The organism is Streptomyces triticagri, assembly GCF_003429565.1.
GTDB lineage: Bacteria > Actinomycetota > Actinomycetes > Streptomycetales > Streptomycetaceae > Streptomyces > Streptomyces triticagri.
Genome location: NZ_QUAK01000218.1, coordinates 1 through 23,035 on the forward strand (window position 1 = coordinate 1; position 23,035 = coordinate 23,035).

At 71.6% G+C, this 23,035-nt stretch carries 21 protein-coding genes; 15 read left to right on the top strand and 6 right to left on the bottom strand.

What is annotated here, in order from left to right:
- Positions 1 to 2,355: Tex family protein (locus DY218_RS29020; protein WP_233521957.1), on the bottom strand; the 2,355-nt coding region annotated here is incomplete at its 3' end.
- A gap of 125 nt (positions 2,356 to 2,480) precedes the next feature.
- The gene (locus DY218_RS29025) at positions 2,481 to 3,395 is read right to left on the bottom strand and encodes an SCO6745 family protein (RefSeq protein ID WP_128559129.1); all 915 of its coding nucleotides are present in this window, start codon (positions 3,393 to 3,395) and stop codon (positions 2,481 to 2,483) included.
- A 133-nt stretch (positions 3,396 to 3,528) separates the two neighbouring features.
- Here DY218_RS29025 and DY218_RS29030 point away from each other — a divergent pair, with 133 nt between their 5' ends.
- Positions 3,529 to 4,503 (top strand): GlxA family transcriptional regulator, encoded by a 975-nt coding sequence (locus DY218_RS29030; RefSeq protein ID WP_128559130.1) that lies wholly within the window; start codon positions 3,529 to 3,531, stop codon positions 4,501 to 4,503.
- Positions 4,504 to 4,572: 69 nt separating this feature from the next.
- Positions 4,573 to 5,217, top strand: coding sequence for a DJ-1/PfpI family protein (locus tag DY218_RS29035; RefSeq protein WP_128559131.1), 645 nt, complete (start codon positions 4,573 to 4,575; stop codon positions 5,215 to 5,217).
- 23 nt (positions 5,218 to 5,240) lie between these two features.
- On the opposite strand, the gene DY218_RS29040 is transcribed toward DY218_RS29035, so the two are convergent.
- Complete coding sequence (locus DY218_RS29040; protein WP_128559132.1) at positions 5,241 to 6,029, bottom strand: enoyl-CoA hydratase/isomerase family protein; 789 nt, start codon at positions 6,027 to 6,029, stop codon at positions 5,241 to 5,243.
- Positions 6,030 to 6,113: 84 nt separating this feature from the next.
- On the opposite strand from DY218_RS29040, the gene DY218_RS29045 reads away from it, so the two are divergent.
- Entirely contained in the window at positions 6,114 to 6,770 is a 657-nt protein-coding gene (locus DY218_RS29045) for an HdeD family acid-resistance protein (RefSeq protein ID WP_128559133.1), read from the top strand.
- A gap of 141 nt (positions 6,771 to 6,911) precedes the next feature.
- The gene (locus DY218_RS29050) at positions 6,912 to 7,424 is read left to right on the top strand and encodes an ATP-binding protein (RefSeq protein ID WP_128559145.1); all 513 of its coding nucleotides are present in this window, start codon (positions 6,912 to 6,914) and stop codon (positions 7,422 to 7,424) included.
- Positions 7,425 to 7,451: 27 nt separating this feature from the next.
- Here DY218_RS29050 and idi read toward each other — a convergent pair whose 3' ends face one another.
- The 3 genes from idi to DY218_RS29065 all read right to left on the bottom strand — a co-directional run bounded on the left by idi (position 7,452) and on the right by DY218_RS29065 (position 10,628).
- Positions 7,452 to 8,048, bottom strand: coding sequence for an isopentenyl-diphosphate Delta-isomerase (gene idi / locus DY218_RS29055; protein ID WP_128559134.1), 597 nt, complete (start codon positions 8,046 to 8,048; stop codon positions 7,452 to 7,454).
- A 182-nt stretch (positions 8,049 to 8,230) separates the two neighbouring features.
- Positions 8,231 to 9,475, bottom strand: coding sequence for a bifunctional class I SAM-dependent methyltransferase/N-acetyltransferase (locus DY218_RS29060; RefSeq protein WP_128559135.1), 1,245 nt, complete (start codon positions 9,473 to 9,475; stop codon positions 8,231 to 8,233).
- Positions 9,476 to 9,689: 214 nt separating this feature from the next.
- Positions 9,690 to 10,628 carry a cation diffusion facilitator family transporter gene (locus tag DY218_RS29065; protein WP_128559136.1) on the bottom strand — a complete coding sequence of 313 codons (939 nt, stop codon included), beginning with the start codon at positions 10,626 to 10,628 and terminating at the stop codon, positions 9,690 to 9,692.
- Between the two features lie 439 nt (positions 10,629 to 11,067).
- On the opposite strand from DY218_RS29065, the gene DY218_RS29070 reads away from it, so the two are divergent.
- The 11 genes from DY218_RS29070 to DY218_RS29120 all read left to right on the top strand — a co-directional run bounded on the left by DY218_RS29070 (position 11,068) and on the right by DY218_RS29120 (position 22,963).
- Positions 11,068 to 12,861, top strand: a complete 1,794-nt coding sequence (locus DY218_RS29070) for a DUF5941 domain-containing protein (RefSeq protein ID WP_128559137.1) — start codon at positions 11,068 to 11,070, stop codon at positions 12,859 to 12,861.
- The gene (locus DY218_RS29075; protein ID WP_128559138.1) at positions 12,858 to 13,595 is read left to right on the top strand and encodes a phosphocholine cytidylyltransferase family protein; all 738 of its coding nucleotides are present in this window, start codon (positions 12,858 to 12,860) and stop codon (positions 13,593 to 13,595) included. The genes DY218_RS29070 and DY218_RS29075 overlap by 4 nt, the downstream gene beginning before the upstream one ends.
- Positions 13,583 to 14,650 (top strand): iron-containing alcohol dehydrogenase family protein, encoded by a 1,068-nt coding sequence (locus tag DY218_RS29080; protein ID WP_128559139.1) that lies wholly within the window; start codon positions 13,583 to 13,585, stop codon positions 14,648 to 14,650. The genes DY218_RS29075 and DY218_RS29080 overlap by 13 nt, the downstream gene beginning before the upstream one ends.
- Complete coding sequence (locus DY218_RS29085) at positions 14,628 to 15,407, top strand: CDP-alcohol phosphatidyltransferase family protein (protein WP_128559140.1); 780 nt, start codon at positions 14,628 to 14,630, stop codon at positions 15,405 to 15,407. Before DY218_RS29080 ends, DY218_RS29085 begins: the two co-directional genes overlap by 23 nt.
- A gap of 44 nt (positions 15,408 to 15,451) precedes the next feature.
- On the top strand, positions 15,452 to 16,297 hold the full coding sequence (locus DY218_RS29090; RefSeq protein ID WP_128559146.1) for a glycosyltransferase family 2 protein: 846 nt from the start codon (positions 15,452 to 15,454) through the stop codon (positions 16,295 to 16,297).
- A gap of 102 nt (positions 16,298 to 16,399) precedes the next feature.
- Positions 16,400 to 17,338 carry an ABC transporter permease gene (locus tag DY218_RS29095; protein WP_128559141.1) on the top strand — a complete coding sequence of 313 codons (939 nt, stop codon included), beginning with the start codon at positions 16,400 to 16,402 and terminating at the stop codon, positions 17,336 to 17,338.
- Complete coding sequence (locus tag DY218_RS29100) at positions 17,331 to 18,116, top strand: ABC transporter ATP-binding protein (protein ID WP_128559142.1); 786 nt, start codon at positions 17,331 to 17,333, stop codon at positions 18,114 to 18,116. The genes DY218_RS29095 and DY218_RS29100 overlap by 8 nt, the downstream gene beginning before the upstream one ends.
- 336 nt (positions 18,117 to 18,452) lie before the next feature.
- Entirely contained in the window at positions 18,453 to 19,343 is an 891-nt protein-coding gene (gene hpnC / locus DY218_RS29105) for a squalene synthase HpnC (protein WP_233521958.1), read from the top strand.
- Positions 19,344 to 19,378: 35 nt separating this feature from the next.
- Positions 19,379 to 20,299 (top strand): presqualene diphosphate synthase HpnD, encoded by a 921-nt coding sequence (hpnD, locus tag DY218_RS29110; RefSeq protein ID WP_128559147.1) that lies wholly within the window; start codon positions 19,379 to 19,381, stop codon positions 20,297 to 20,299.
- 136 nt (positions 20,300 to 20,435) lie between these two features.
- Complete coding sequence (gene hpnE, locus DY218_RS29115) at positions 20,436 to 21,854, top strand: hydroxysqualene dehydroxylase HpnE (protein WP_407703699.1); 1,419 nt, start codon at positions 20,436 to 20,438, stop codon at positions 21,852 to 21,854.
- Positions 21,851 to 22,963 carry a polyprenyl synthetase family protein gene (locus DY218_RS29120; protein ID WP_128559144.1) on the top strand — a complete coding sequence of 371 codons (1,113 nt, stop codon included), beginning with the start codon at positions 21,851 to 21,853 and terminating at the stop codon, positions 22,961 to 22,963. Before hpnE ends, DY218_RS29120 begins: the two co-directional genes overlap by 4 nt.
- The last annotated feature ends 72 nt before the right edge of the window (positions 22,964 to 23,035 follow it).

The window sequence follows — 23,035 nt, forward strand, 5'->3', positions numbered from 1 at the left end:
GCCCGAGCCGTGCCGGTCGCCGTTGCCACCCCGGCGCTCGCGGTTGCCTCCGCGCCGGTCGCGTCCGCCGCCGCGCTGCTCACCGCCCTGGCCGCCGCGCTGCTGTGGCGGACGTCCGCCGCGTGCGCCCCGGCCGCCGCCCTCGCCGGACTCCTTCGCGGCCTCGTCGTCCAGGCGCAGGGTGAGCGAGATCCGCTTGCGCGGGATGTCGACATCCAGGACCTTGACCTTCACGATGTCGCCCGGCTTCGCCACATCGCGCGGGTCCTTGACGAACGTCTTCGACATCGCCGATACATGCACCAGACCGTCCTGGTGCACCCCGACGTCGACGAAGGCACCGAAGGCCGCCACATTCGTCACGACACCCTCCAGGACCATGCCCGGAGCCAGGTCGGAGATCTTCTCCACCCCGTCCTTGAAGGAGGCGGTGCGGAAGGCCGGCCGCGGGTCGCGGCCCGGCTTCTCCAGCTCCTTGAGGATGTCCGTGACGGTCGGCAGACCGAAGGAGTCGTCCACGAACTCGTCGGGGCGCAGGGAGCGCAGCGTCGAGCTGTTCCCGATCAGCGCCGCGACCTCGCCGCCCGTGGTCTTCGCCATCCGGCGCACCACCGGATAGGCCTCCGGGTGCACGCTGGACGCGTCCAGCGGGTCGTCGCCGCCGCGGATCCGCAGGAAGCCCGCGCACTGCTCGTACGCCTTCGGGCCGAGGCGGGCCACGTCCTTGAGCGCCTTGCGGGACCGGAACGGGCCGTTGCTGTCGCGGTGCGCCACGATGTTCTCCGCGAGGCCCGAGCCGATGCCCGAGACGCGGGCCAGCAGGGGAGCCGATGCCGTGTTCACATCCACCCCCACGCCGTTCACACAGTCCTCGACCACCGCGTCGAGCGAGCGGGACAGCTTCACCTCGGACAAGTCGTGCTGGTACTGCCCGACGCCGATCGACTTGGGGTCGATCTTCACCAGTTCGGCCAGCGGGTCCTGCAGCCTGCGGGCGATCGACACCGCGCCGCGCAGCGAGACATCGAGCTCGGGCAGCTCCTGCGAGGCGAACGCCGAGGCCGAGTACACCGAGGCGCCGGCCTCCGAGACCATCACCTTGGTGAGCTTCAACTCCGGGTGCTTTGCGATCAGTTCACCGGCCAGCTTGTCCGTCTCGCGGGACGCCGTGCCGTTGCCGATCGCGATCAGGTCCACCGAGTGGGCGGCCGCGAGCCTCGCCAGGGTGGCGAGCGCCGCGTCCCACTTGTTGGCCGGGACGTGCGGATGGATGGTGTCGGTCGCCACCACCTTGCCGGTGGCGTCCACCACGGCGACCTTCACTCCCGTACGGAAGCCCGGGTCCAGGCCGAGGGTCGCCCGGGTCCCGGCCGGAGCCGCGAGCAGCAGATCGCGCAGATTCGCCGCGAACACCCGGACCGCCTCGTCCTCCGCGGCCGTACGCAGACGAAGGCGCAGGTCGATCCCGAGATGCACCAGGATCCGGGTGCGCCAGGCCCAACGGACCGTGTCCTGCAGCCACTTGTCACCTGGGCGACCCCGGTCGGCGATCCCGAAGCGCTGCGCCACGATGCCCTCGTACGAGGAGGGGCCGGGTGCCTCGGTGGGCTCCTCCGGCTCCAGGGTGAGGTCGAGGACCTCCTCCTTCTCGCCGCGCAGCATCGCGAGCACCCGGTGCGAGGGAAGCTCGGTGAACGGCTCGGCGAAGTCGAAGTAGTCCGCGAACTTGGCGCCCTCGCTCTCCTTGCCCTCGCGCACCTTCGCCGCGAACCGGCCGCGCTGCCACATCCGTTCACGCAGCTCGCCGATCAGGTCCGCGTCCTCGCCGAAGCGCTCGGTGAGGATCGCGCGGGCGCCGTCCAGCGCGGCCTGCGCGTCCGCGACGCCCTTGTCCGCGTCCACGAACGCGGCCGCCGCCGCGAGCGGCTCCACGCCCGGATCCCCGAGCAGTCCCTCGGCGAGCGGCTCCAGGCCGGCCTCGCGGGCGATCTGCGCCTTGGTGCGGCGCTTGGGCTTGAACGGCAGATAGATGTCCTCGAGGCGGGCCTTGGTGTCGGCCGCCCGGATGCTCCGCTCCAGCTCCTCGGTGAGCTTGCCCTGCTCCCGTACGGAATCGAGGACCGACGTGCGCCGCTCCTCGAGCTCCCGCAGATAGCGAAGGCGCTCCTCGAGGGTGCGCAGCTGTGCGTCGTCGAGGAGCTCCGTCGCCTCCTTGCGGTAGCGGGCGATGAACGGCACCGTCGAGCCGCCGTCGAGCAGCTCGACGGCCGCCTTCACCTGCCGCTCGCGTACGCCGAGCTCCTCGGCGATCCTGCCTTCGATGCTCGCCACGGAGGGTGGCAGCTTCAGTGTCACGATTCCCGTACCGCCTTCTCGCTGAGCTTGAGCCAGCATTGTGGCAGGTGGCACCGACAGCGCCGGGGGCCGGTGCGTCCGGGCGGGCCGGACCGGCGCCGTCGGACCTGCGCAGGCCGGAGCGCTCAGGCCTTGCCGAGCAGGTCCGCCGGGAAGGCGCCCGCGGCGAACGCCTGGGCGAGATGTCCCCCGGCGAGTTCGGTGAGGCGTTCGACTCCGGCCGCCCCGAGGTGCTCGTACGGGGCGGCGTCCAGTCGGTCCGTCTCGGTCTCGATGTCGCGGCGCAGCGCCACGCCCTCGTCGGTCAACTCGCCGTCCCTGTCGAGCAGTCCGCGCTCCCGCAGCCGTGCCCCGGCGCCGTCCCACTCCTCCTGGGTCCAGCCGCGGCTCTTGCGCAGCCACGTCGCCGACATGGCCTTTCCGGTGGCCGAGTGACTGACCATCGCCTCCACGGGGTCGAGGCCCGCGGCGAGCAGCACGGCGAGATGGGCGTCGCCGCGGTGCTCGCGCAGCAGGGTCGCGGCGTGCCAGTAGACGAGGTGCGGTTCATCGGGCACCGGGAGATCGGCGTGCGCGGCGTACAGCGGCCTGGCCTGCCGAGTGCAGGCCTCGGTGGCGCGCAGAGTGAGCTCGGCGGCCTCCGCGACTCCGGCCGAGGCGACGGTCTCCTCGCCGAGCAGCCGGCGCCAGGTGCGGTCGACGGCCCGGAGCCGCGCCGCGAGCACGGTCTCGGGGGAGGCGACGCGCCAGACCTCCGGCAGCGACTGGGCGACCAGCTCGTGCTTGAAGTTGTAGAAGGCGGCGGTCACGACACCGGGACCGACGGGGCCCATGGCCGCGGCCCGCCCCGCGAAGTAGGAGGGTCCTGCGCCCTTGATGCGGCTCGCCTCGGCCCGCCCCGCGAAGTACGCGGCGTCGGCGTCCTTGACGCCGACCTCGGCCAGCGCCTCGTCCAGATCGGGCGAGAAGTAGAGCATCGAGTGCAGCGGATTGACGGCGTTGTGGCAGCGGCGTCCGGCGCGCGCGGGCAGGGAAGTCATGCCCGCACGTTACCGACTGCTTAGTACGCCGGGAAGGGCACTCCCACCGCCGGCGAGAAGCACCTACTCGATGGCGGGATAGGTGGGATCCTCGTCATTGCGGACATCGCACCGGCGCCGAAGAATCGTGGTCATGCAGCCATCGCCCCAGGGCACCGTCCTCGTGCTCCTCTTCGACGACGTGCAGAGCCTCGACCTCACCGGCCCGATCGAGGTGTTCACCGGAGCCGGGCACGCCGTCGGAGCCCCGGACACCTATCGGGTCCGTACGGCATCGCTCGACGGAGCGCCGGTCCGTACCTCCAGCGGACTCACCCTGGTCCCGGACCTCGCCCTGGCCGACGCCCCGGCCGCGCGCACCCTGGTCGTACCGGGCGGTCGGGGCACCCGGGACCCGGACCCACGGCTCGTCGAGTGGCTGCGCGAGGAGGGCCCGCGCGCCGAACGCCTCGTCTCGGTGTGCACCGGCGCGATCCTGCTCGCCCGCGCAGGCCTCCTGGACGGTCACCGCGCCACCACCCACTGGGCGTACTGCGACAAGCTCGCGCGCGATCATCCGGACATCGAGGTCGATCCGGATCCGATCTACGTCAGGGACGGGAGGGTGGCCACCTCGGCCGGAGTGACGTCCGGCATCGATCTGGCCCTTGCCCTGGTCGAGGAGGACCTGGGCCGGGAGGCGGCGCTCACCGTCGCGCGCCATCTGGTGGTCTTCCTCCGACGGCCGGGAAACCAGGCGCAGTTCAGCGTCCAGCTCGCGGCACAGACCGCCCGGCGCGAGCCGTTGCGCGACGTCCAGCAGTGGATCACGGAACACCCGGACGCCGATCTCTCGGTCGAGGCGCTCGCGGCACGCACCAGCCTCTCGCCGCGGCACTTCGCGCGCGCCTTCCGGGCGGAGACCGGCGCGACGCCCGGCCGGTACGTCGAAGGCGTACGCCTGGAGCACGCGCGCCGCCTGCTCGAGGACACCTCGTCCGGCGTGCAGGAGGTGTCGCGCGCGGCGGGATACGGCACGCCCGAGGCGATGCGGCGGGCCTTCCTCAAGGCGCTCGGCGCCTCGCCGGCCGAGTACCGCCGCCGCTTCCACGCCTCGCCCGTGGACTGACGCGCCGTCCGTCCCGCGGCACCGGCCACCCGCACCGAGCACCGCCGACTCTCAACGACAGGACCCCACATGCAGATCGCCATCGCCCTCTACGAGCGCTTCACCGCCCTCGACGCCATCGGCCCGTACCAGACGCTCGGCCTGATGCCCGGCGCCGAGGTGGTGTTCGTCGCCGAGCGCACCGGCCCGGTGCGTGACGACCAGGGCCGGCTCGGACTCGTCGCCGACAAGACCTTCGCCGAGGTGCCGGACCCGGACATCCTGGTGGTGCCCGGCGGACCCGGACAGAGCGACCAGATGGAGAACGAGGAGCTGCTCGGGTGGCTGCGTACGGCCGACGCCACCAGCACCTGGACGACTTCCGTGTGCACGGGCTCGCTCGCCCTCGCCGCGGCCGGACTCCTCCGGGGCCGCCGCGCCACCTCGCACTGGCTCGCCCTGGACATGCTCGCCGGCCTCGGCGTCGAGTCGACGGCGCAGCGCGTCGTCTTCGACGGCAAGTACGTGACGGCGGCCGGCGTCTCCTCGGGCATCGACATGGGCCTCACCCTCGTCGGCAGGATCGCCGGCGACGAGGCGGCCCAGTCCATCCAGCTGATGACGGAGTACGACCCCCAGCCGCCCTACGACGCCGGGTCGCCGGACAAGGCACCGGCCCATCTCGTCGACCGGTTCCGCGGCCGGAGCCGCTTCCGCGAGGCGGCGACGGGCTGACCCGCCGCGGCCTCCGGGGCCGGTCACCGCGGAGGCGTCCAGGTGAAACGGGGCGCCCGCCGTTCCAGGAAGGCGGCCACGCCCTCCGCGGTGTCACCGCCGGTCCGTGCCTGCTCGGCCCAGTACGCCGCCTGCTCCACGCGGCCGTCCGCGAACTCCTTGGCCGCCGCCTGGGTCAACTGCGAGCGCGCCACCAGAGTCCGGGTGAACTCGCCGACGCGCTTGTCCAGCTGGTCGGCCGGCCACAGCTCGTCCACCAGGCCGGTGCGCAGCGCCCGCGCCGCGTCGATCAACTCACCGGAGAACAGCAGGAACTTGGCCGTGGCAGGCCCCACCAGAGCAGCGAGACGCGCCGTCGACGAGGCCGGATAGACGATGCCGAGTTTGGCGGGTGTCACCCCGAACGAGGCGCCCTCCTCGGCGAACCGCAGATCGCACGCCGCCGCCAACTGGCTGCCGCCGCCCACGCAGTAGCCCCGTACCGCGGCGAGCGTCGGCTTGGGGAAGGCGGCGAGCGCGTCCTCGGCCCGGACCGCGAGCTCCTGCGCGGCACCGCCCGGCTGCCCGAGCCCCGAGATGTCCGCGCCCGCACAGAAGGTGTCGCCCGCCCCGGTGAGCACCAGGGCCCGCACGGCGGGATCGGCCGCGAGCCCGTCGAGCAGCGGTGGCAGCGCGGCCCACATGGCGTCGGTCATGGCGTTCCGCTTCGCCGGATGGTCGATCACCACGGTGGCGACGCCCTCCGCGACCGTGTGCCGCAGCCGCGCCGACTCGCTCCCGGCAGCCCCGTCGGCGCCCTTGATGTGCCCCATGCGCCGGATGCTATCCGCCGGGGTCGAACGTACGATCAGTGAGGGGGCTGCCGATGGTGCGGGGGGTGCCACAAGGAGGGACCGATGACCGCGACCGCTGGATCCCCCTCGCCGGAAGGCCGCGGACTGCGCCGCAGCCTGGGCTGGCTCGCCGCGCTCGGCGTCGTCCTGGTCCTCGGCGGACTGCTCGGCCTGATCTACGTCGGCGTGGCCACCCTGACCTCGATGCTGCTCTTCGGCTGGCTGCTGCTCGTCGGCGGCCTGGTCGGTCTGCTGCAGGCGGTGCAGATGCGCGGCAGCAGCTTCTTCTGGCTCGGCGTGGTCGTCGCCGCGCTCAACCTCGCGGCCGGGGTCGTCGTCATCCGGCACCCGACCGGCACCGCGGCGGCGCTGACCATGTTCGCCGCCCTGCTGTTCCTGACCGGCGGTGTGTTCCGGCTCGTCGGCAGTGTGGTGGTGCGCGGCCCGCAGTTCGGACTGACCCTGGTACAGGGTGCGTTCGGCATTCTGCTCGGCGTTCTGGTGCTCGCCGAATGGCCGAGCAGCAGCCTCTACGTGATCGGCACCTTCTTCTCACTCGCCCTGCTCTTCGACGGACTCGGCCTGCTCGCGATGGGCCTCGGTGGCCGGCGGATCGTCAGCCTGGTGGAGGAACCGGAGCGGGACCGCCTGCGCCCGCCGCCTGCTTCCCCGGCGCCTCCGAAGGCAGCAGAAGAAGAGCAGGATCAGTCCCACAACTGACGCTGTCATACGCCAGCTCATACGTCGGCGGTCAGAAAGCGTCGATAGTCGCCAAGTTCTGATCAGTCATGCGGTACGGACCAGAACGTTCCCACACTCGGTGGTGTGGCGACGATCGAGCGTGAGGGTGGCGACCGCGGGATGGACAACGGCGGCTGGGGTGAGATCCCGAGCCCGCAGGCCGGAGGGGGTGCGCCCACCGACGCGCCGGCGGCGGGACCGCTGCCGTACGAAGGCGTCTGGAGATTCAGCGCACCGGCGGTGGACGCCTCGGTGCCCCAGGCCCGGCATGCGGTCCGTGACCTGCTCGCCCGGCAGGGCGTCCCGGTGGGCGAGGAGATCCTCCAGGGCCTGCTCCTGATCGCCTCGGAGCTGGTGACCAACGCCGTACGCCATGCCGCCGTGCTCTCCCCGATGCTGGCCGTCGAGGTGGCCGTCGGTGCCGAGTGGGTGCGGGTCTCGGTCGAGGACAGCCATCCGTACCGGCCGCGGGCCCTCGAGGCCGATCAGGGGCAGACCGGAGGCCGTGGACTGCTGCTGGTCCGCGAGATCACCCAGGAGGCGGGCGGTGTCTGCGACGCCGAACACACCGCGAGCGGCGGCAAGGTGATCTGGGCGGCCCTGCCGCTCAAACCCCGTACGCCGCCGCTCTGACGCAACCGTCCCGCGCGGGACGCGTGGTCACCAGCCCGCAGCGGGCCCCGTCAGCTCCTTGACCGCCGGACGCGCCGCGTCGAGGACCGTCATGAACCACGCCGAGAACGGCCCCTGTTCATGACGCACCGCCAACTCCGCCGGCGTGACGAAGGCCGTCTCCGCGACCTCCTGCGGATCCGGCCGCAGCGGCGACTGCACCATCCCGACGAAGAGATGGTTGAACTCCTGCTCCACAAGCCCCGAGTCCGGGTCCGGATGGTTGTAACGCACCGTGCCCGCCTCGGCCATCAGCGAGGGCGAGACCCCGAGCTCCTCATGGGTGCGCCGGGCAGCCGCGGCGAACGGCGACTCGCCCGGATACGGATGACCGCAGCAGGTGTTGGACCACACACCGGGGGAGTGGTACTTGCCGAGCGCCCGGCGCTGCAGCAGAAGACGGCCGCGCTCGTCGAAGAGGAACACCGAGAACGCCCGGTGCAGCCGGCCGGGCGGCTGGTGCGCGGAGAGCTTCTCGGCCGTGCCGATCGTCGTGCCGTCCTCGTCGACCAGTTCGAGCAAGATCGGCTCGTCGGTCGACTCCTGCGGTGAACCGTTCGCCGCGGTGGCTGGTGTGATCGGCATGGCCATCCTTCGCTGTGGTATCGAACCTCAGAATCTCCGGAACCGAGCAGGCGGGAGGCCCCGCGCCGGTCCGGAAACAGGATCACAAGTCTGCCGCACGATTCCGGCACTCCCGGCACTTCGTACCCTCCTGCATGTCCCTTCCGGCCGCCCGTCGGGGCGGCCGGAAGGAACACACGGCATCAGACGCCGAAGGCGGCCGGATAGTTGACCGTGCCACGCGGCGGACGGTCCGCGCCGTCCAGGACGAGGGCCATCAGCGCCTCGTCCGGTACGTCGAAGGACACTGAGATCCCGAGGCCGGACGCCCGCGTGAAGCCGAAGCGCGGGTAGTACTCGGGATGACCGAGCACCACCACGAGCCGCTCTCCACGCGCGCGTGCCACTTCGAGAGCCGCGTGCACGACCGCCGTGCCCGCTCCCTTGTTCTGATACTCGGGAGCGGTCGCCACCGGGGCGAGCGCGAGCGCCGGCGCCCTGCCGACCGAGCACCGGGTGAGCAGGGCGTACGCGGCGACCGAGCCGTCGGGCGCCTCGGCGAGCTGCCCGAGCCCGGGCAGCCAGGCCTCCGGGTCGGTGCGCAGCGCGTCGACGAGATCGGCCTCGGCGCCGGTCTCGAAGGCCGCGGCGTTCACCGCGTGCACGGCGGCCGCATCGGCCGGCTCCTCCGGCCGCACGGTCCAGCCGGACGGGCGCAGCACATATCCCGCGTACCCGTACTCCGTCCCGTGCTCGGCGCGCATCGCCAGCTCCGCGCGCGTGGCCGCGAGTGCCTCGGGCATGCCCGGATCCGACGGGTCCGCCGCCTCCGTGCTCTTGCCCAGCGGGCCGTAGTACTCGTCCCAGTCGGACTCGGGCTGGGTGTACGTGCCGAGCACCCGGTAGCCGGCCGCATGCGCCGACCGGACATTCGCCTCCCGGTCACACAGCGGATAGTGCGCCGCCCAGAAGGCGCGGGCCTCCGCGGACGGCTCCGGCGCCGTCCACTCGCACTCGGTGAGCACCAGGGTGCCGCCGGGCGCGAGCAGCCGGCGCCAGGAGCGCAGCGCCGCGTCGAAGCCGATGCTGTACGCCGAGCTCTCGGCCCAGACGAGGTCGAACGACCCGTCCGCGTACGGCAGATCGCCCATGTCGGCACGGACGGTGTGCACGGAATCGGCCAGACCGCGCGCCTCGGCCGCGCTCCTCAGCTCCGCGAGGAACGGCTCGTGCAGGTCGACCGCGGTGACATCGGCACCCGCCTCGGCGGCGAGCAGCAGCGCACTGCGGCCGGGACCGCAGCCCAGATCGAGCACGCGCGGACGGCTCGGCAGCGGACCGGCAAGGGACAGCAGATGACGGGTGGTCGCATCGGAGCCGGGCCCCTGGCGGGGAAGGCCGTGATGCAGGGTGAAGAAGGCCTCGTACGAGGCGGTGTCGTCGGACAACGTGAGAATCCCTTTGAACGAAGGCCGGATCGGCCCTGGGCTCGGGGCGGCGTACTCGCCGGTCAGCCGCGAGCCCGGAGGACGGGGAGAACCTGATCGCTGCGCACAGCGGCGCGGAACGCGACAGTCATCAACCCACCTCCAAGGAATCGACGGCCACTGTATCACCGTGCGTGGCCGGCGATCCCCGCGTGCCCGACCCGTGATCGCGGGGTCAGTGGCAGAGCCCCGCCTCGTGCTCGGCGTGCCCGCCCGGCTCCAGCTGGAAGGTGCAGTGCTCGACGTCGAAGTGCTCCCCGAGGCAGCCCTGCAGATCGTGCAGCATCTTCTCGTGCCCGACCCCGTCCAGTGCCTCGTGGCTGACGACCACGTGGGCGGAGAGCACCGGCATGCCCGAGGTGATCGTCCAGGCATGCAGATCGTGCACGTCCTGAACGCCGGGCAGCTCGAGTATGTGCCGGCGCACCTCGTTCATGTCCACGCCCTTCGGCGCCGACTCGAGGAGTACGTCGAGGGTCTCGCGCAGGAGTCGCACCGTACGGGGGACGATCATCAGGCCGATCACCAGCGAGGCGATCGGGTCCGCCGCCTGCCAGCCGGTGAGCATGATCACCAGGGCTGCGACGATCACCGTGGCGGAGCCGAGGGCGTCCGCGAGCACCTCGAGGAAGGCGCCGCGCAGATTGAGGCTCTCCTTCTGGCCGCGCATCAGCAGGCTCAGCGATGCGATGTTCGCCACCAGGCCGATCGCGCCGAAGAGCATCGCGAGCGGTCCGTCGGTCTGGGCCGGGGTGATGAACCGCTCGATCGCCTCGTAGAGGACGTATCCGCCGACGCCGAGCAGCAGCAGACAGTTCGCCAGAGCCGCGAGGATCTCGGCGCGGGCGTAGCCGAAGGTGCGGTTGTCCGTCGCGGGGCGGCCCGCGAAGTGGATCGCGAACAGGGCCATGGCGAGGCCGACCGCGTCGGTCGCCATGTGCGCCGCGTCCGCCACCAGGGCCAGCGAATCGGCCATGAGTCCGCCGACGATCTGGACGACCATCACGCCGAGCGTGATGCCGAGCGCGGCCCGCAGCCGCCCTCGGTACGCGGCCGACACGGTGCCGCCGGCCTCCGCACCGTGTGCGTGACCGTGGTCGTGCCCTGCCCCCATCGCTTCCCCCTCGGGTCGATACGGCTTCGGACATTCCGCCTCGGTCCGGCCGGACTCCGATCGCTTCCGGCGGCCCCGGCGACCTCAGTGAACTACGGGTAGGGGGTATCGGGCAACACGGCACTGAACACCGTTGTCATGTGCCCTGACCTGCGGAAATGATGCCTGGTCAGAGGGTCGGCAAGATCGCCGGGGGCGGGCCGGTGGAAGGGCGCGGTTTGTCGTGCGAGGGCGTGATCAACGATGATGTCCGCGGCCCCGCCGCCCCGGGGACCGCCCTTATGGGGCCGTGAACGGGCGGTGAACCACAGCTTCCGAGCATCCGATAACCTCTGCCGACATGCCGCCAGGGCCAGGCCCGACGCTTGGGCCCGGAGGCCCTCGCATGCCGTCCGGTGCGCCGCCTCGGCGCCACCGGCCCCTCAAGGAGTGAGTTCGTCTGTCGACCGCCATCCTCACCGGGTCTCCGGTCCCCGGATCGTCCCTCGAGGGCGATCTGGCCGACCTCGGCTTCGAGGTGCGGACCGCTGCCACGGCCGCCGAGGCCGGCGAACTGCTCTCGGCGCTGCCCGCCGGAGCGCGGGTCGCCCTCGTCGACCCGGCCTTCGTCGGGCATGTGCACGCGCTGCGGCTGGCCCTGACCGACCCGCGCTTCCCGGCGGGAGCGGTACCGGGCGCCCTCTGCGTACTTCCGGCCGCCCGCAGCGCGCTGCTGCGCGCCGTACGCGGGACGGCCGGTGACGCACTCGCCGTCGACGCCGTGACCGACCGCATCGATGTCGAACTCACGGCCGACGGTGCGCAGCTGCACCGCCCGGAGCTCGGCTCCCTCGTCGCCACCGTCCCCGCCGGAGCCGAGCAGCGCGACGAGGCGGCCCGCGCCGTCGCCGCCGTCGACGACGAGGCCGTACGGCTGCGCACCGCGGTCAAGTCCCGTGACGGCTTCTTCACCACGTACTGCATCAGCCCGTACTCCCGCTACATCGCCCGCTGGTGCGCGCGCCGCGGGCTCACGCCGAACCAGGTCACCACCGCATCGCTGATCACCGCCCTGATCGCGGCCGGCTGCGCGGCCACCGGCACCCGCGGCGGCTTCGTCGCCGCCGGAGTGCTGCTCCTCCTCTCCTTCGTACTGGACTGCACCGACGGGCAGCTGGCCCGCTACTCGCTGCAGTACTCGACACTCGGCGCCTGGCTGGACGCCACCTTCGACCGGGCCAAGGAGTACGCCTACTACGCGGGCCTCGCACTCGGCGCGGCCCGCGGCGGCGACGACGTATGGGTGCTGGCCCTCGGCGCGATGGTGCTGCAGACCTGCCGGCACGTCGTCGACTTCTCGTTCAACGAGGCGAATCACGACGCCACCGCCAACACCAGCCCCACCGCGACCCTCTCGGGCCGCCTGGACAGCGTCGCCTTGACCGTCTGGCTGCGCCGGATGATCGTCCTGCCGATCGGCGAACGCTGGGCCATGATCGCCGTACTCACGGCGCTCACCACCCCGCGCATTACCTTCTACGCCCTGCTGATCGGCTGCGCCTTCGCCGCCTGCTACACCACCGCCGGCCGAGTCCTGCGCTCGCTGACCCGCCGGGCCGTGCGCACCGACCGGGCCGCTCGGGCACTCGCGGACCTCGCCGACAGCGGACCGCTCGCCCACCTGGTGGCCGGCTTCGGCCGCGGGATCCCGGCGAGCAGGTTCCTGCCGCCGGTCCTCGCCCTGCTCGGCGGCGCGCTCGTGGTCGGCTGCGCCTTCACCGACGACACCCTCGCCGTGACCGTCGGCGCGGTCCTCTACGTGATCCTTTCCGGACTCGCGGTGACCCGCCCGCTGAAGGGGCCGCTCGACTGGCTCGTGCCGCCGTTCTTCCGCGCCGCCGAGTACGGCACGATCCTCGTGCTCGCCGCCAGGGCCGAGGTGAACGGCGCCCTGCCCGCGGCTTTCGGACTGGTGGCCGCAGTCGCCTACCATCACTACGACACGGTGTACCGCATTCGCGGTGGCACCGGCGCGCCCCCGCACTGGCTGGTGCGGGTCATCGGCGGGCACGAAGGCAGGACGCTTGCGGTCGCGGTCGCTGCCGCCTTCCTTTCCGACCGAGGTTTCACCGTCGCGCTCACGGCCCTCGCCGTGGCCGTGGCACTCGTGGTGCTCCTCGAGAGCATCCGCTTCTGGGTCGGCGCCGCGGAACGTGGCGCCCCCGCCGTACACGATGAAGGAGAACCCGCATGATCGGCCTCGTCCTTGCGGCAGGCGCCGGACGGCGTCTGCGTCCCTACACGGACACCCTGCCCAAGGCCCTGGTGCCCGTCGACGGTGACATCACCATCCTCGACCTCACCCTCGGCAACTTCGCCGAGATCGGCCTGACCGAGGTCGCGATCATCGTGGGCTACAAGAAGGAAGCGGTCTACGAGCGCAAGGCGGCCCTCGAGGCGAAGTACGGCCTCAAGCTGACCCTGATCGACAACGACAAGGCCGAGGAGTGGAACAACGCCTACTCCCTGTGGTGCGGCCGTGACGCCGTCAAGCACGATGTGATCCTCGCCAACGGCGACACCGTGCACCCGGTCTCCGTCGAGAAGACCCTGCTCGCCGCCCGCGGCAACGGCCAGAAGATCATCCTCGCGCTCGACACGGTGAAGCAGCTCGCCGACGAGGAGATGAAGGTCGTCGCCGACGCGGACAAGGGCGTCCAGAAGATCACCAAGCTGATGGACCCCAGCGAGGCCACCGGCGAGTACATCGGCGTCACGCTCATCGAGGGCTCCGCCGCCGACGAGCTCGCCGACGCCCTCAAGACCACCTTCGAGCGCGACCCCGACCTCTACTACGAGGACGGCTACCAGGAGCTCGTGAACCGCGGCTTCAAGATCGACTTCGCGCCGATCGGCGACATCAAGTGGGTCGAGATCGACAACCACGACGACCTGGCCAAGGGGCGGGAGATCGCGTGCCAGTACTGACCCGGCTGATGCCCAGCCCGGTTGTCGTCGACATCCGGGCCGGGGCGCTGGACGATCTGGCCACGATCCTGACCGACCAGCGCATCGCCCCCACGGGCAAGCTCGCCTTCGCGATCAGCAACGGCGGCTCCGGCAAGATGCTGCAGGAGCGCTTCGCCCCGGCCTTCCCGGGCGCGGACTGGTTCGACGACGCCGACGGCACCATCGACGGCGCCGTGAAGCTGGCCGACTCGATCAAGAAGTCCGGCCGCTACGACGCGGTGGTCTCGCTCGGCGGCGGCAAGGTCGTCGACTGCGCGAAGTACGCCGCCGCGCGCGTGGGCCTTCCGCTCGTCGCCGTGGCGACCAACCTCGCGCACGACGGTCTGTGCTCCCCGGTCGCCACGCTCGACAACGACGCGGGCCGCGGCTCGTACGGCGTGCCGAACCCGATCGGCGTGGTCATCGACCTCGACGTCATCCGGGACGCACCGTCCCGCTTCGTGCGGGCCGGCATCGGCGACGTCATTTGCAAGATCTCCGCGGTCGCCGACTGGGAGCTCTCGCACAGGGTCAACGGCGAGCAGGTCGACGGCCTGGCCGCCGCCATGGCCCGCCAGGCCGCCCACGCGGTGCTGCGGCACCCGGGCGGCATCGGCGACGACGCCTTCCTGAGCGTGCTCGCCGAGTCCCTGGTGATGTGCGGTCTGGCGATGTCGGTCGCCGGCGACTCCAGGCCCGCGTCCGGCGCGTGCCACGAGATCTGCCACGCCTTCGACCTGCGCTTCCCCAAGCGCAACGCACAGCACGGCGAGCAGTGCGGCTTCGGCGGGGCGTTCGCCACCTTCCTGCGCGGCGATCTGGACACCGCGAAGGAGATGGTCGACACGCTGCGCCGGCACGGCCTGCCGGTCCTCGCCGAGGAGATGGGCTACAGCGACCAGGACCTGGTGGAGGCGGTGCTCTTCGCCCCGCAGACCCGCCCCGGCCGCTACACGATCCTCGAGCACCTCGACTACAACGCCGACCAGATCAAGGACGCCTACGCCGACTATGTCAAAACCATCGGTAGCTGAACTGCGCCCGGTCGTTCACCCCGCCGGGGTGAAGGACCGCCGCAGCGGCGAGCACTGGGCCGGCCGGCTCTACATGCGGGAGCTCTCGCTGCGTGTGGACCGCCACCTGGTGAACACGAAGGTCACCCCGAACCAGGTGACCTACGTGATGACCCTCGCCGGCGCCCTCGCCGCACCCGTGCTCCTCGTCCCCGGTGTCTGGGGCGCGGTGCTCGGAGTGGTGATGGTGCAGCTCTACCTCCTTTTCGACTGTGTCGACGGCGAGTTGGCCCGCTGGAAGAAGCAGTACTCGCTCGCCGGCGTCTACCTCGACCGCGTCGCCGCGTACGTCTGCGACGCCGCGGTCCTGGCCGGCCTCGGCCTGCGGGCCGCCGACCTCTGGGGCGAGGGCCGGATCGACTGGCTCTGGGCCTTCCTTGGCACCCTCGCCGCGCTCGGCGCCGTACTGATCAAGGCGGAGACCGACCTCGTCGGAGTCGCCCGGCACCAGGGCGGACTCCCGCCGGTCAAGGAGTCGGCCGCCGAGCCGCGCTCCTCCGGCATGGCGCTCGCCCGCAATGCCGCGGCCGCGCTCAAGTTCCACCGGCTGATCCAGGGCGTCGAGGCCTCGTTCCTCATCCTGCTGCTCGCGATCGTCGACCAGATCCGGGACGACCTGTTCTTCACCCGGCTCGGCGTCGCCGTACTCGCCGGCATCGCCCTGCTCCAGACGCTCCTCCACCTGGTGTCCGTCCTCGTCTCGAGCAGGCTCAAGTGACTGCGCCCACGAAGTCCCTCAAGGCCGGCGCGGTCATCATCACGATGGGCAACCGCCCCGAAGAACTGCGCGCTCTCATCGACTCGGTCGCCAAGCAGGAGGGCGACCCCGTCGAGGTGGTCGTCGTCGGCAACGGCTCCCCGGTCCCGGAGGTTCCCGAGGGCGTACGGACCGTCGAGCTCCCCGAGAACCTCGGCATCCCCGGCGGCCGCAACGTCGGCATCGAGGCCTTCGGCCCCGGCGGCCAGGACGTGGACATCCTCCTCTTCCTGGACGACGACGGCCTGCTGCCGAACACCGACACCGCCCGGCTGTGCCGCGAGGCCTTCGCCGAGGATCCCGAGCTCGGCATCGTCAGCTTCCGCATCGCCGATCCGGACACCGGCGTCACCCAGCGCCGGCACGTCCCGCGCCTTCGCGCCGCCGACCCGATGCGCAGCTCCCGGGTCACCACCTTCCTCGGCGGCGCCAACGCGGTGCGTACCGCCGTCATCGCCGAGGTCGGCGGCCTCCCGGACGACTTCTTCTACGCCCACGAGGAGACCGACCTCGCCTGGCGCGCCCTGGACGCGGGCTGGGGGATCGACTACCGGGCGGACATGGTCCTCCACCACCCGACCACCGCCCCCTCCCGGCACGCGGTCTACCACCGCATGGTCGCCCGCAACCGGGTCTGGCTCGCCCGCCGCAATCTGCCCGCGCCCCTGGTCCCCGTGTACCTCGGGGTCTGGATGCTGCTGACTCTGGCCAGGCGCCCCTCGCGGCCCGCGCTCAAGGCATGGTTCGGCGGATTCAAGGAGGGCTGGACGACGCCCTGCGGCCCCAGGAGGCCGATGAAGTGGCGTACGGTGTGGCGGCTGACCCGACTGGGCCGGCCTCCCGTCATCTGACAAGCTCGTGTCGACAAGCATGCGGGCCGTGACCCCGGGCTCTTGTTCGAGGCCGCGCGCGTCATCCGGTGTGCGCTTTTATGAGGACGAAAGTTTCCAGTGGTGAGTGAGACAACGCATGACGGGGGTGTCGCGGTGAGTGCCCCACCGTCGGCCGACGACGGACTGACCAGGGCCGAGCTCGCCGTCAAGTACGGCCTGTCGCAGAGCGGTGCCCGGCCCGGCCTCTTCGAGTACGTCCGGCAGCTGTGGGGGCGGCGGCACTTCATCATCGCCTTCTCGCAGGCGAAGCTGACGGCCCAGTACAGCCAGGCGAAACTCGGCCAGGTGTGGCAGGTGGTGACGCCGCTGCTCAACGCCGCCGTCTACTTCTTCATCTTCGGCCTGCTGCTCGGCGCCCGGAAGGGCATCCCGGAACACATCTACGTACCGTTCCTGGTGACCGGCGTATTCGTCTTCACCTTCACGCAGAGCTCGGTCATGGCGGGTGTACGGGCCATCTCCGGCAATCTCGGCCTGGTCAGGGCGCTGCACTTCCCGCGGGCCTCGCTGCCGATCTCCTTCGCGCTGCAGCAGCTGCAGCAGCTGCTCTTCTCGATGATCGTGCTCGTCGTGATCATGCTGGGCTTCGGGATCTTCCCGGCCTGGTCCTGGCTCCTCGTGGTGCCGGCGCTGCTCCTGCAGTTCGTCTTCAACACCGGACTCGCGCTGATCTTCGCTCGGCTCGGCAGCAAGACTCCCGACCTCGCCCAGCTGATGCCGTTCGTGATGCGGACCTGGATGTACGCCTCCGGCGTCATGTTCAGCATCCCCGCGATGCTCGCCGACAAGGACGTGCCCGGCTGGGTCAGCGACGTACTGCAGTGGAACCCGGCGGCGATCTACATGGACCTGATCCGCTTCGCCATGATCGACGACTACACGTACGAGGAGTTCCTGCCGCACCACGTGTGGGCCTTCGCCCTCGGCTGGGCGCTCCTCGCCGGCGTCGTCGGCTTCGTCTACTTCTGGAAGGCAGAGGAGAAGTACGGCCGTGGCTGACGACAAGATCACCGACAAGGCGCACGTACCCACCGTCATCGCGGACGAGCTGCACATCGTCTACCGCGTCAACGGCGCCAAGACCGGCAAGGGCAGCGCCACCTCCGCACTCAGCCGCATCCTCAAGCGCGGCGAGGAGCGCGGCGTGCGCAAGGTGCACGCCGTCAAGGGCGTCTCCTTCACTTCGTACCGCGGCGAGGCGATCGGCCTCATCGGGTCCAACGGCTCCGGCAAGTCCACCCTGCTGCGGGCCATCGCCGGACTGCTCCCCGCCGAGAAGGGCAAGGTCTACACCGACGGCCAGCCCTCCCTGCTCGGCGTGAACGCGGCCCTGATGAACGACCTCACCGGGGAGCGGAACGTCATACTCGGCGGGCTCGCGATGGGCATGTCCCGCGAGCAGATCAGGGCGCGCTACCAGGACATCGTCGACTTCTCCGGGATCAACGAGAAGGGCGACTTCATCACCCTGCCCATGCGCACCTACTCCTCCGGTATGGCCGCCCGCCTGCGCTTCTCCATCGCGGCGGCCAAGGACCACGACGTCCTCATGATCGACGAGGCGCTCGCCACCGGAGACCGCAAGTTCCAGAAGCGCTCCGAGGCCCGCATCAGGGAGCTGCGCAAGGAGGCCGGAACGGTCTTCCTGGTCAGCCACAACAACAAGTCGATCCGCGACACCTGTGACCGGGTCCTGTGGCTCGAGCGCGGCGAACTGCGCATGGACGGCCCGACCGAAGAGGTCCTCAAGGAGTACGAGAAGTTCACCGCGAAGTAGCGGCGAGCTCTGCGGTCGGCGGCCCCGTCGGAAGTGACCGACGGGGCCGCTGCGTGCCCTGTGCGCACTGCGCAGTGCGTCAATTCTTGGTCAACTGCGGTGAACCACTGGAATGTTGACATCAAACGGTGCGTTGTTGTGATGCGCAGAACACCCCGGCAAACCACCCGAGCCTGTACAACGTAAGCTGGACCGGGCGGCGGCGTGTCCGAAATGGGATGCATTGGGTCCGCAGTGTAGAACGGGAGATGTGACGGCAATGGCTACGGAAAACTCCCAGGTCCGAGGGGCCTCAGCCGTTCCCGTACGAGGCAGCGCCCGGTGACGGGCGGCCGGGTGGCAAGTCCCGGCGCCCCCGCGCGGGCGACCCTCGACAAGGCTGCCGACGAGAACTTCCCGGTGGCCCCCTTCTTCCTGCCCCGGGCCTGGCGCGCCGATCTGATGGCCGTCTACGGCTACGCCCGCCTCGTCGACGACATCGGCGACGGCGACCTCGCACCCGGCGGCGCCGACGCCCGAGCCCTCGGAGTGCACCCCGACGAGGCCGACGACCGGCTCGCGATGCTCGACGCCTTCGAAGCCGACCTGAAGCGCGTCTTCGGCCCCGGCGAACCGCGGCATCCGCTCCTGCGCCGGCTGCAGCCCACCGTCCGCCGCCACCGGCTCACCCCCGAGCCCTTCACCGGCCTCATCGAGGCCAACCGGCAGGACCAGCTGGTACGCCGCTACGCCACGTACGACGACCTCCTCGCGTACTGCGAACTGTCGGCCAACCCCGTCGGCCGCCTCGTCCTCGCCATCACCGGCACCACAAGCCCCGAGCGGGTCCGCCGCTCGGACGCCGTCTGCAGCGGACTGCAGATCGTCGAGCATCTGCAGGACGTCGCCGAGGATCTCTCCCGGGACCGGATCTATCTGCCCGCCGAGGACCTGAAGCGCTTCGCGGTGAGCGAGGCGGATCTGGCCGCGCCGAGCGCGGGTGCACCGGTGCGCGCCCTGGTCGCCTTCGAGGCGGAACGCGCCCGCGGACTCCTGAATGAGGGCACCTCGCTCGTGGGTAGCGTGCAGGGCAGGCTCCGGCTGCTGCTCGCCGGATTCGTCGCCGGGGGGCGTGCGGCGCTGCGGGCGGTCGAGGCCGCGGAATTCGACGTACTTCAGGGACCGCCCAAGCCCACCAAGCCGCGCTTGCTGCGCGAGGTGGGTGCGACTCTGCGAGGAGAGGGGTGAGCCGCACCGTGGGAGACACCGAGGAACACCAGGAGATGCCGGCGCCGGTACGCGCCGCGTACAGCTACTGCGAGGCCGTCACCGGACAGCAGGCACGCAATTTCGCGTACGGCATCAGGCTGCTGCCGGCGCCGAAGCGGCAGGCGATGTCCGCGCTCTACGCCTTCTCGCGCAGGGTCGACGACATCGGCGACGGACCGCTCGCACCCGAGGTGAAGCGCGACCGCCTGCAGGACACCAGGAGCCTGCTCGGCCGGATCAGGGACGGCGCGGTCGACGAGGACGACACCGACCCGGTGGCCGTCGCCCTCGCCCACGCCGCCCAGGCCTTTCCGGTCCCGCTCGGCGGACTCGACGAGCTCATCGACGGCGTCCTGATGGACGTGGCCGGGGAGACCTACGAGACCTGGGACGACCTCAAGGTCTACTGCCGCTGTGTGGCCGGCGCCATCGGCCGGCTCTCGCTCGGGGTGTTCGGCACCGAACCCGGCGCACGTCAGGCGGAACGCGCCCCCGAGTACGCCGACACCCTCGGTCTCGCGCTGCAGCTGACCAACATCCTGCGCGATGTGCGCGAGGACGCGCAGGAGGGGCGGACCTATCTGCCCGCCGACGACCTCGCCAAGTTCGGCTGTGCGGCCGGCTTCGCCACCTCCGAGCCCCCGGCGGGCGCCGACTTCGCCGGGCTCGTGCACTTCGAAGTCCGGCGCGCCCGCGCCCTGTTCGCCGAGGGCTACCGGCTGCTGCCCATGCTCGACCGGCGCAGCGGCGCCTGCGTGGCCGCCATGGCCGGGATCTACCGTCGCCTCCTCGACCGCATCGAGCGCGACCCGGAGGCCGTACTGCGCGGCCGTGTCTCGCTGCCCGGCCGGGAGAAGGCCTACGTCGCCGTGCGCGGCCTCTCCGGTCTCGACGCGCGCCACGTCTCCCGGCAGAACGCCAGGAGGCGCACGTGAGCGGCACCCTCGACCGCCCGGGCACGCGGCGGGGCGAATCCACCGGGCAGCGGGCAACCCTGTCCGGCGGCCCTGCGTCACTGACTGCGGTGACCCTGCGCGCGTACGCCGGCGGCGGGTCGGAAGGGGAGGGCGCATGACCACGTACGACATGCCGCCCGACCGGCAGGGCACGGGACCTGACGGCCGCCCCGAGAGGGCGGCCGCGGTGGTCGTCGGCGGCGGACTCGCCGGGATCACCGCCGCGCTCGCGCTGGCCGACGCGGGGCTGCGGGTGACTCTGCTCGAGGGGCGCCCGCGCCTGGGCGGCCTCGCGTTCTCGTTCCGCCGCGGCGAGCTCACCGTGGACAACGGCCAGCACGTCTATCTGCGCTGCTGCACCGCGTACCGCTGGTTCCTCGACCGGATCGACGGCGCCGGCCTCGCGCCGCTGCAGGACCGTCTCGACGTCCCCGTGCTCGACGCCGACCGCAACCGCCTCGGACGGCTGCGCCGCACCGCGCTCCCCGTACCGCTGCACCTGGCGTCCAGCCTCGCCCGCTATCCGCACCTGTCGCTGGGGGAGCGGGCCTCCGTCGGCCGGGCCGCGCTCGCCCTGAAGGGCCTCGACCTCGCCGACCCGGCACTCGACGACCAGAACTTCGGCCAGTGGCTCGCCCGGCACGGGCAGTCCCCGCGCACCGTCGAGGCGCTCTGGGACCTGGTCGGCATCGCCACACTCAACGCGGAGGCGGGCGACGCCTCGCTCTCCCTCGCCGCGATGGTCTTCAAGACCGGCTTGCTCAGCGAGCCCGGCGCCGCCGACATCGGCTGGGCCCGGGTCCCGCTCGGCGAACTTCACGACACTCTCGCGCGCACGGCACTCGACAAGGCGGGCGTCCGGGTCGAGACCCGCACCCGGGTCGGTTCCCTGAGCCGCATCGAGGACGGCGCCTGGCGCGTCGAGACGGACGGCGAGCGGATCGACGCCGGGACCGTCGTGCTCGCCGTACCGCAGCAGGAGGCGCATGCGCTGCTGCCGGCCGGATCCCTCGACGACCAGGACTCGATCCTCGGCATCGGCACCGCGCCGATCCTCAATCTGCATGTGATCTACGACCGCAAGGTGCTCAAGCGCCCCTTCTTCACCGCGCTCGGCAGCCCGGTGCAGTGGGTCTTCGACCGCACCGAGGCCTCGGGCCTGACCGGCGCCGGCCAGTACCTCGCCGTCTCCCAGTCCGTCGCACAGGACGAGATCGACGCACCGGTGGCCGCGCTCAGGGAGCGTTATCTGCCCGAGCTCGAGCGGCTCCTGCCGGCCGCGCGCGGCGCGGGCGTACGGGACTTCTTCGTCACCCGGGAACGCACGGCGACCTTCGCACCGACTCCTGGCGTCGGCCGGCTCAGGCCCGGCGCCCGCACCCGTACGCCCGGCCTCTACCTGGCCGGAGCGTGGACCGCCACCGGCTGGCCCGCGACCATGGAGAGCGCCGTCCGCAGCGGCACCCTGGCCGCCGAGGCCGCACTCACCACGCTCGGGCGACCCCGGGACCGGCTCTTCCGGGAGGCCGCATGAGCAGCACCAGAACTGGAACCAGAGGAGAGACTGTGCCGACTGTGCCCTCGGCCGAACCGGCTGCGACCCCCGCAGGTAGTGCCGACGTGCCCGCGCTGCTCGAGCGCGGGCGGACCCTGGCCACGCCGGTGCTGCGCGCGGCCGTGGACCGCCTCGCGCCGCCCATGGACACCGTCGCGGCCTATCACTTCGGCTGGATCGACGCCGAGGGCCGGCCCTCCGACGGCGACGGGGGCAAGGCCGTACGCCCCGCCCTCGCTCTGCTCTCCGCCGAGGTCACCGGAGCGCCGCCGGAGACCGGTGTCCCCGGCGCGGTGGCCGTGGAGCTGGTGCACAACTTCTCGCTCCTGCACGACGATCTGATGGACGGCGACGAGCAGCGCCGGCACCGCGACACGGTGTGGAAGGTGCACGGTCCCGCCCAGGCGATCCTGGTGGGCGACGCGCTCTTCGCGCTGGCCAACGAGGTGCTCCTGGAGCTCGGCACCGTCGAGGCGGGCCGCGCCGCCCGCCGCCTGACCGCCGCCACCCGCGGACTCATCGACGGCCAGGCGCAGGACATCAGCTACGAGCACCGCGAGCGCGTCACCGTCGAGGAATGCCTGGAGATGGAGGGCAACAAGACGGGCGCCCTGCTCGCCTGCGCGGCCTCCATCGGCGCCCTCCTCGGCGGCGCCGACGACCGTACCGCCGATGTCCTGGAGCGGTACGGCTACCACCTCGGCCTTGCCTTCCAGGCGGTCGACGACCTGCTCGGCATCTGGGGCGACCCGGAGGCCACCGGGAAGCAGACCTGGAGCGATCTGCGCCAGCGCAAGAAGTCCCTGCCGGTCGTCGCCGCGCTCGCGGCCGGCGGACCGGCCTCCGAGCGGCTCGGTGAACTGCTCGCCGAGGACGCCAAGAGCAGCGATTTCGAGAACTTCTCGGAGGAGGAGTTCGCCGCCCGCGCCGCCCTGATCGAGGAGGCGGGCGGTCGCGAGTGGACCGCGCAGGAGGCCCGCCGGCAGCACACCACGGCGGTCGAGTCGCTCGACGAGATCGACATGCCCGCACAGGTACGGGCGCAGTTCGTCGCGCTCGCCGACTTCGTCGTCGTACGGAAGAGATGATGGCCGCCAACTTCATATGAATCGCAGTCGCCGGCCGGTGCGCGGTACGCACCAGGCGTCCCGCGCACCGGC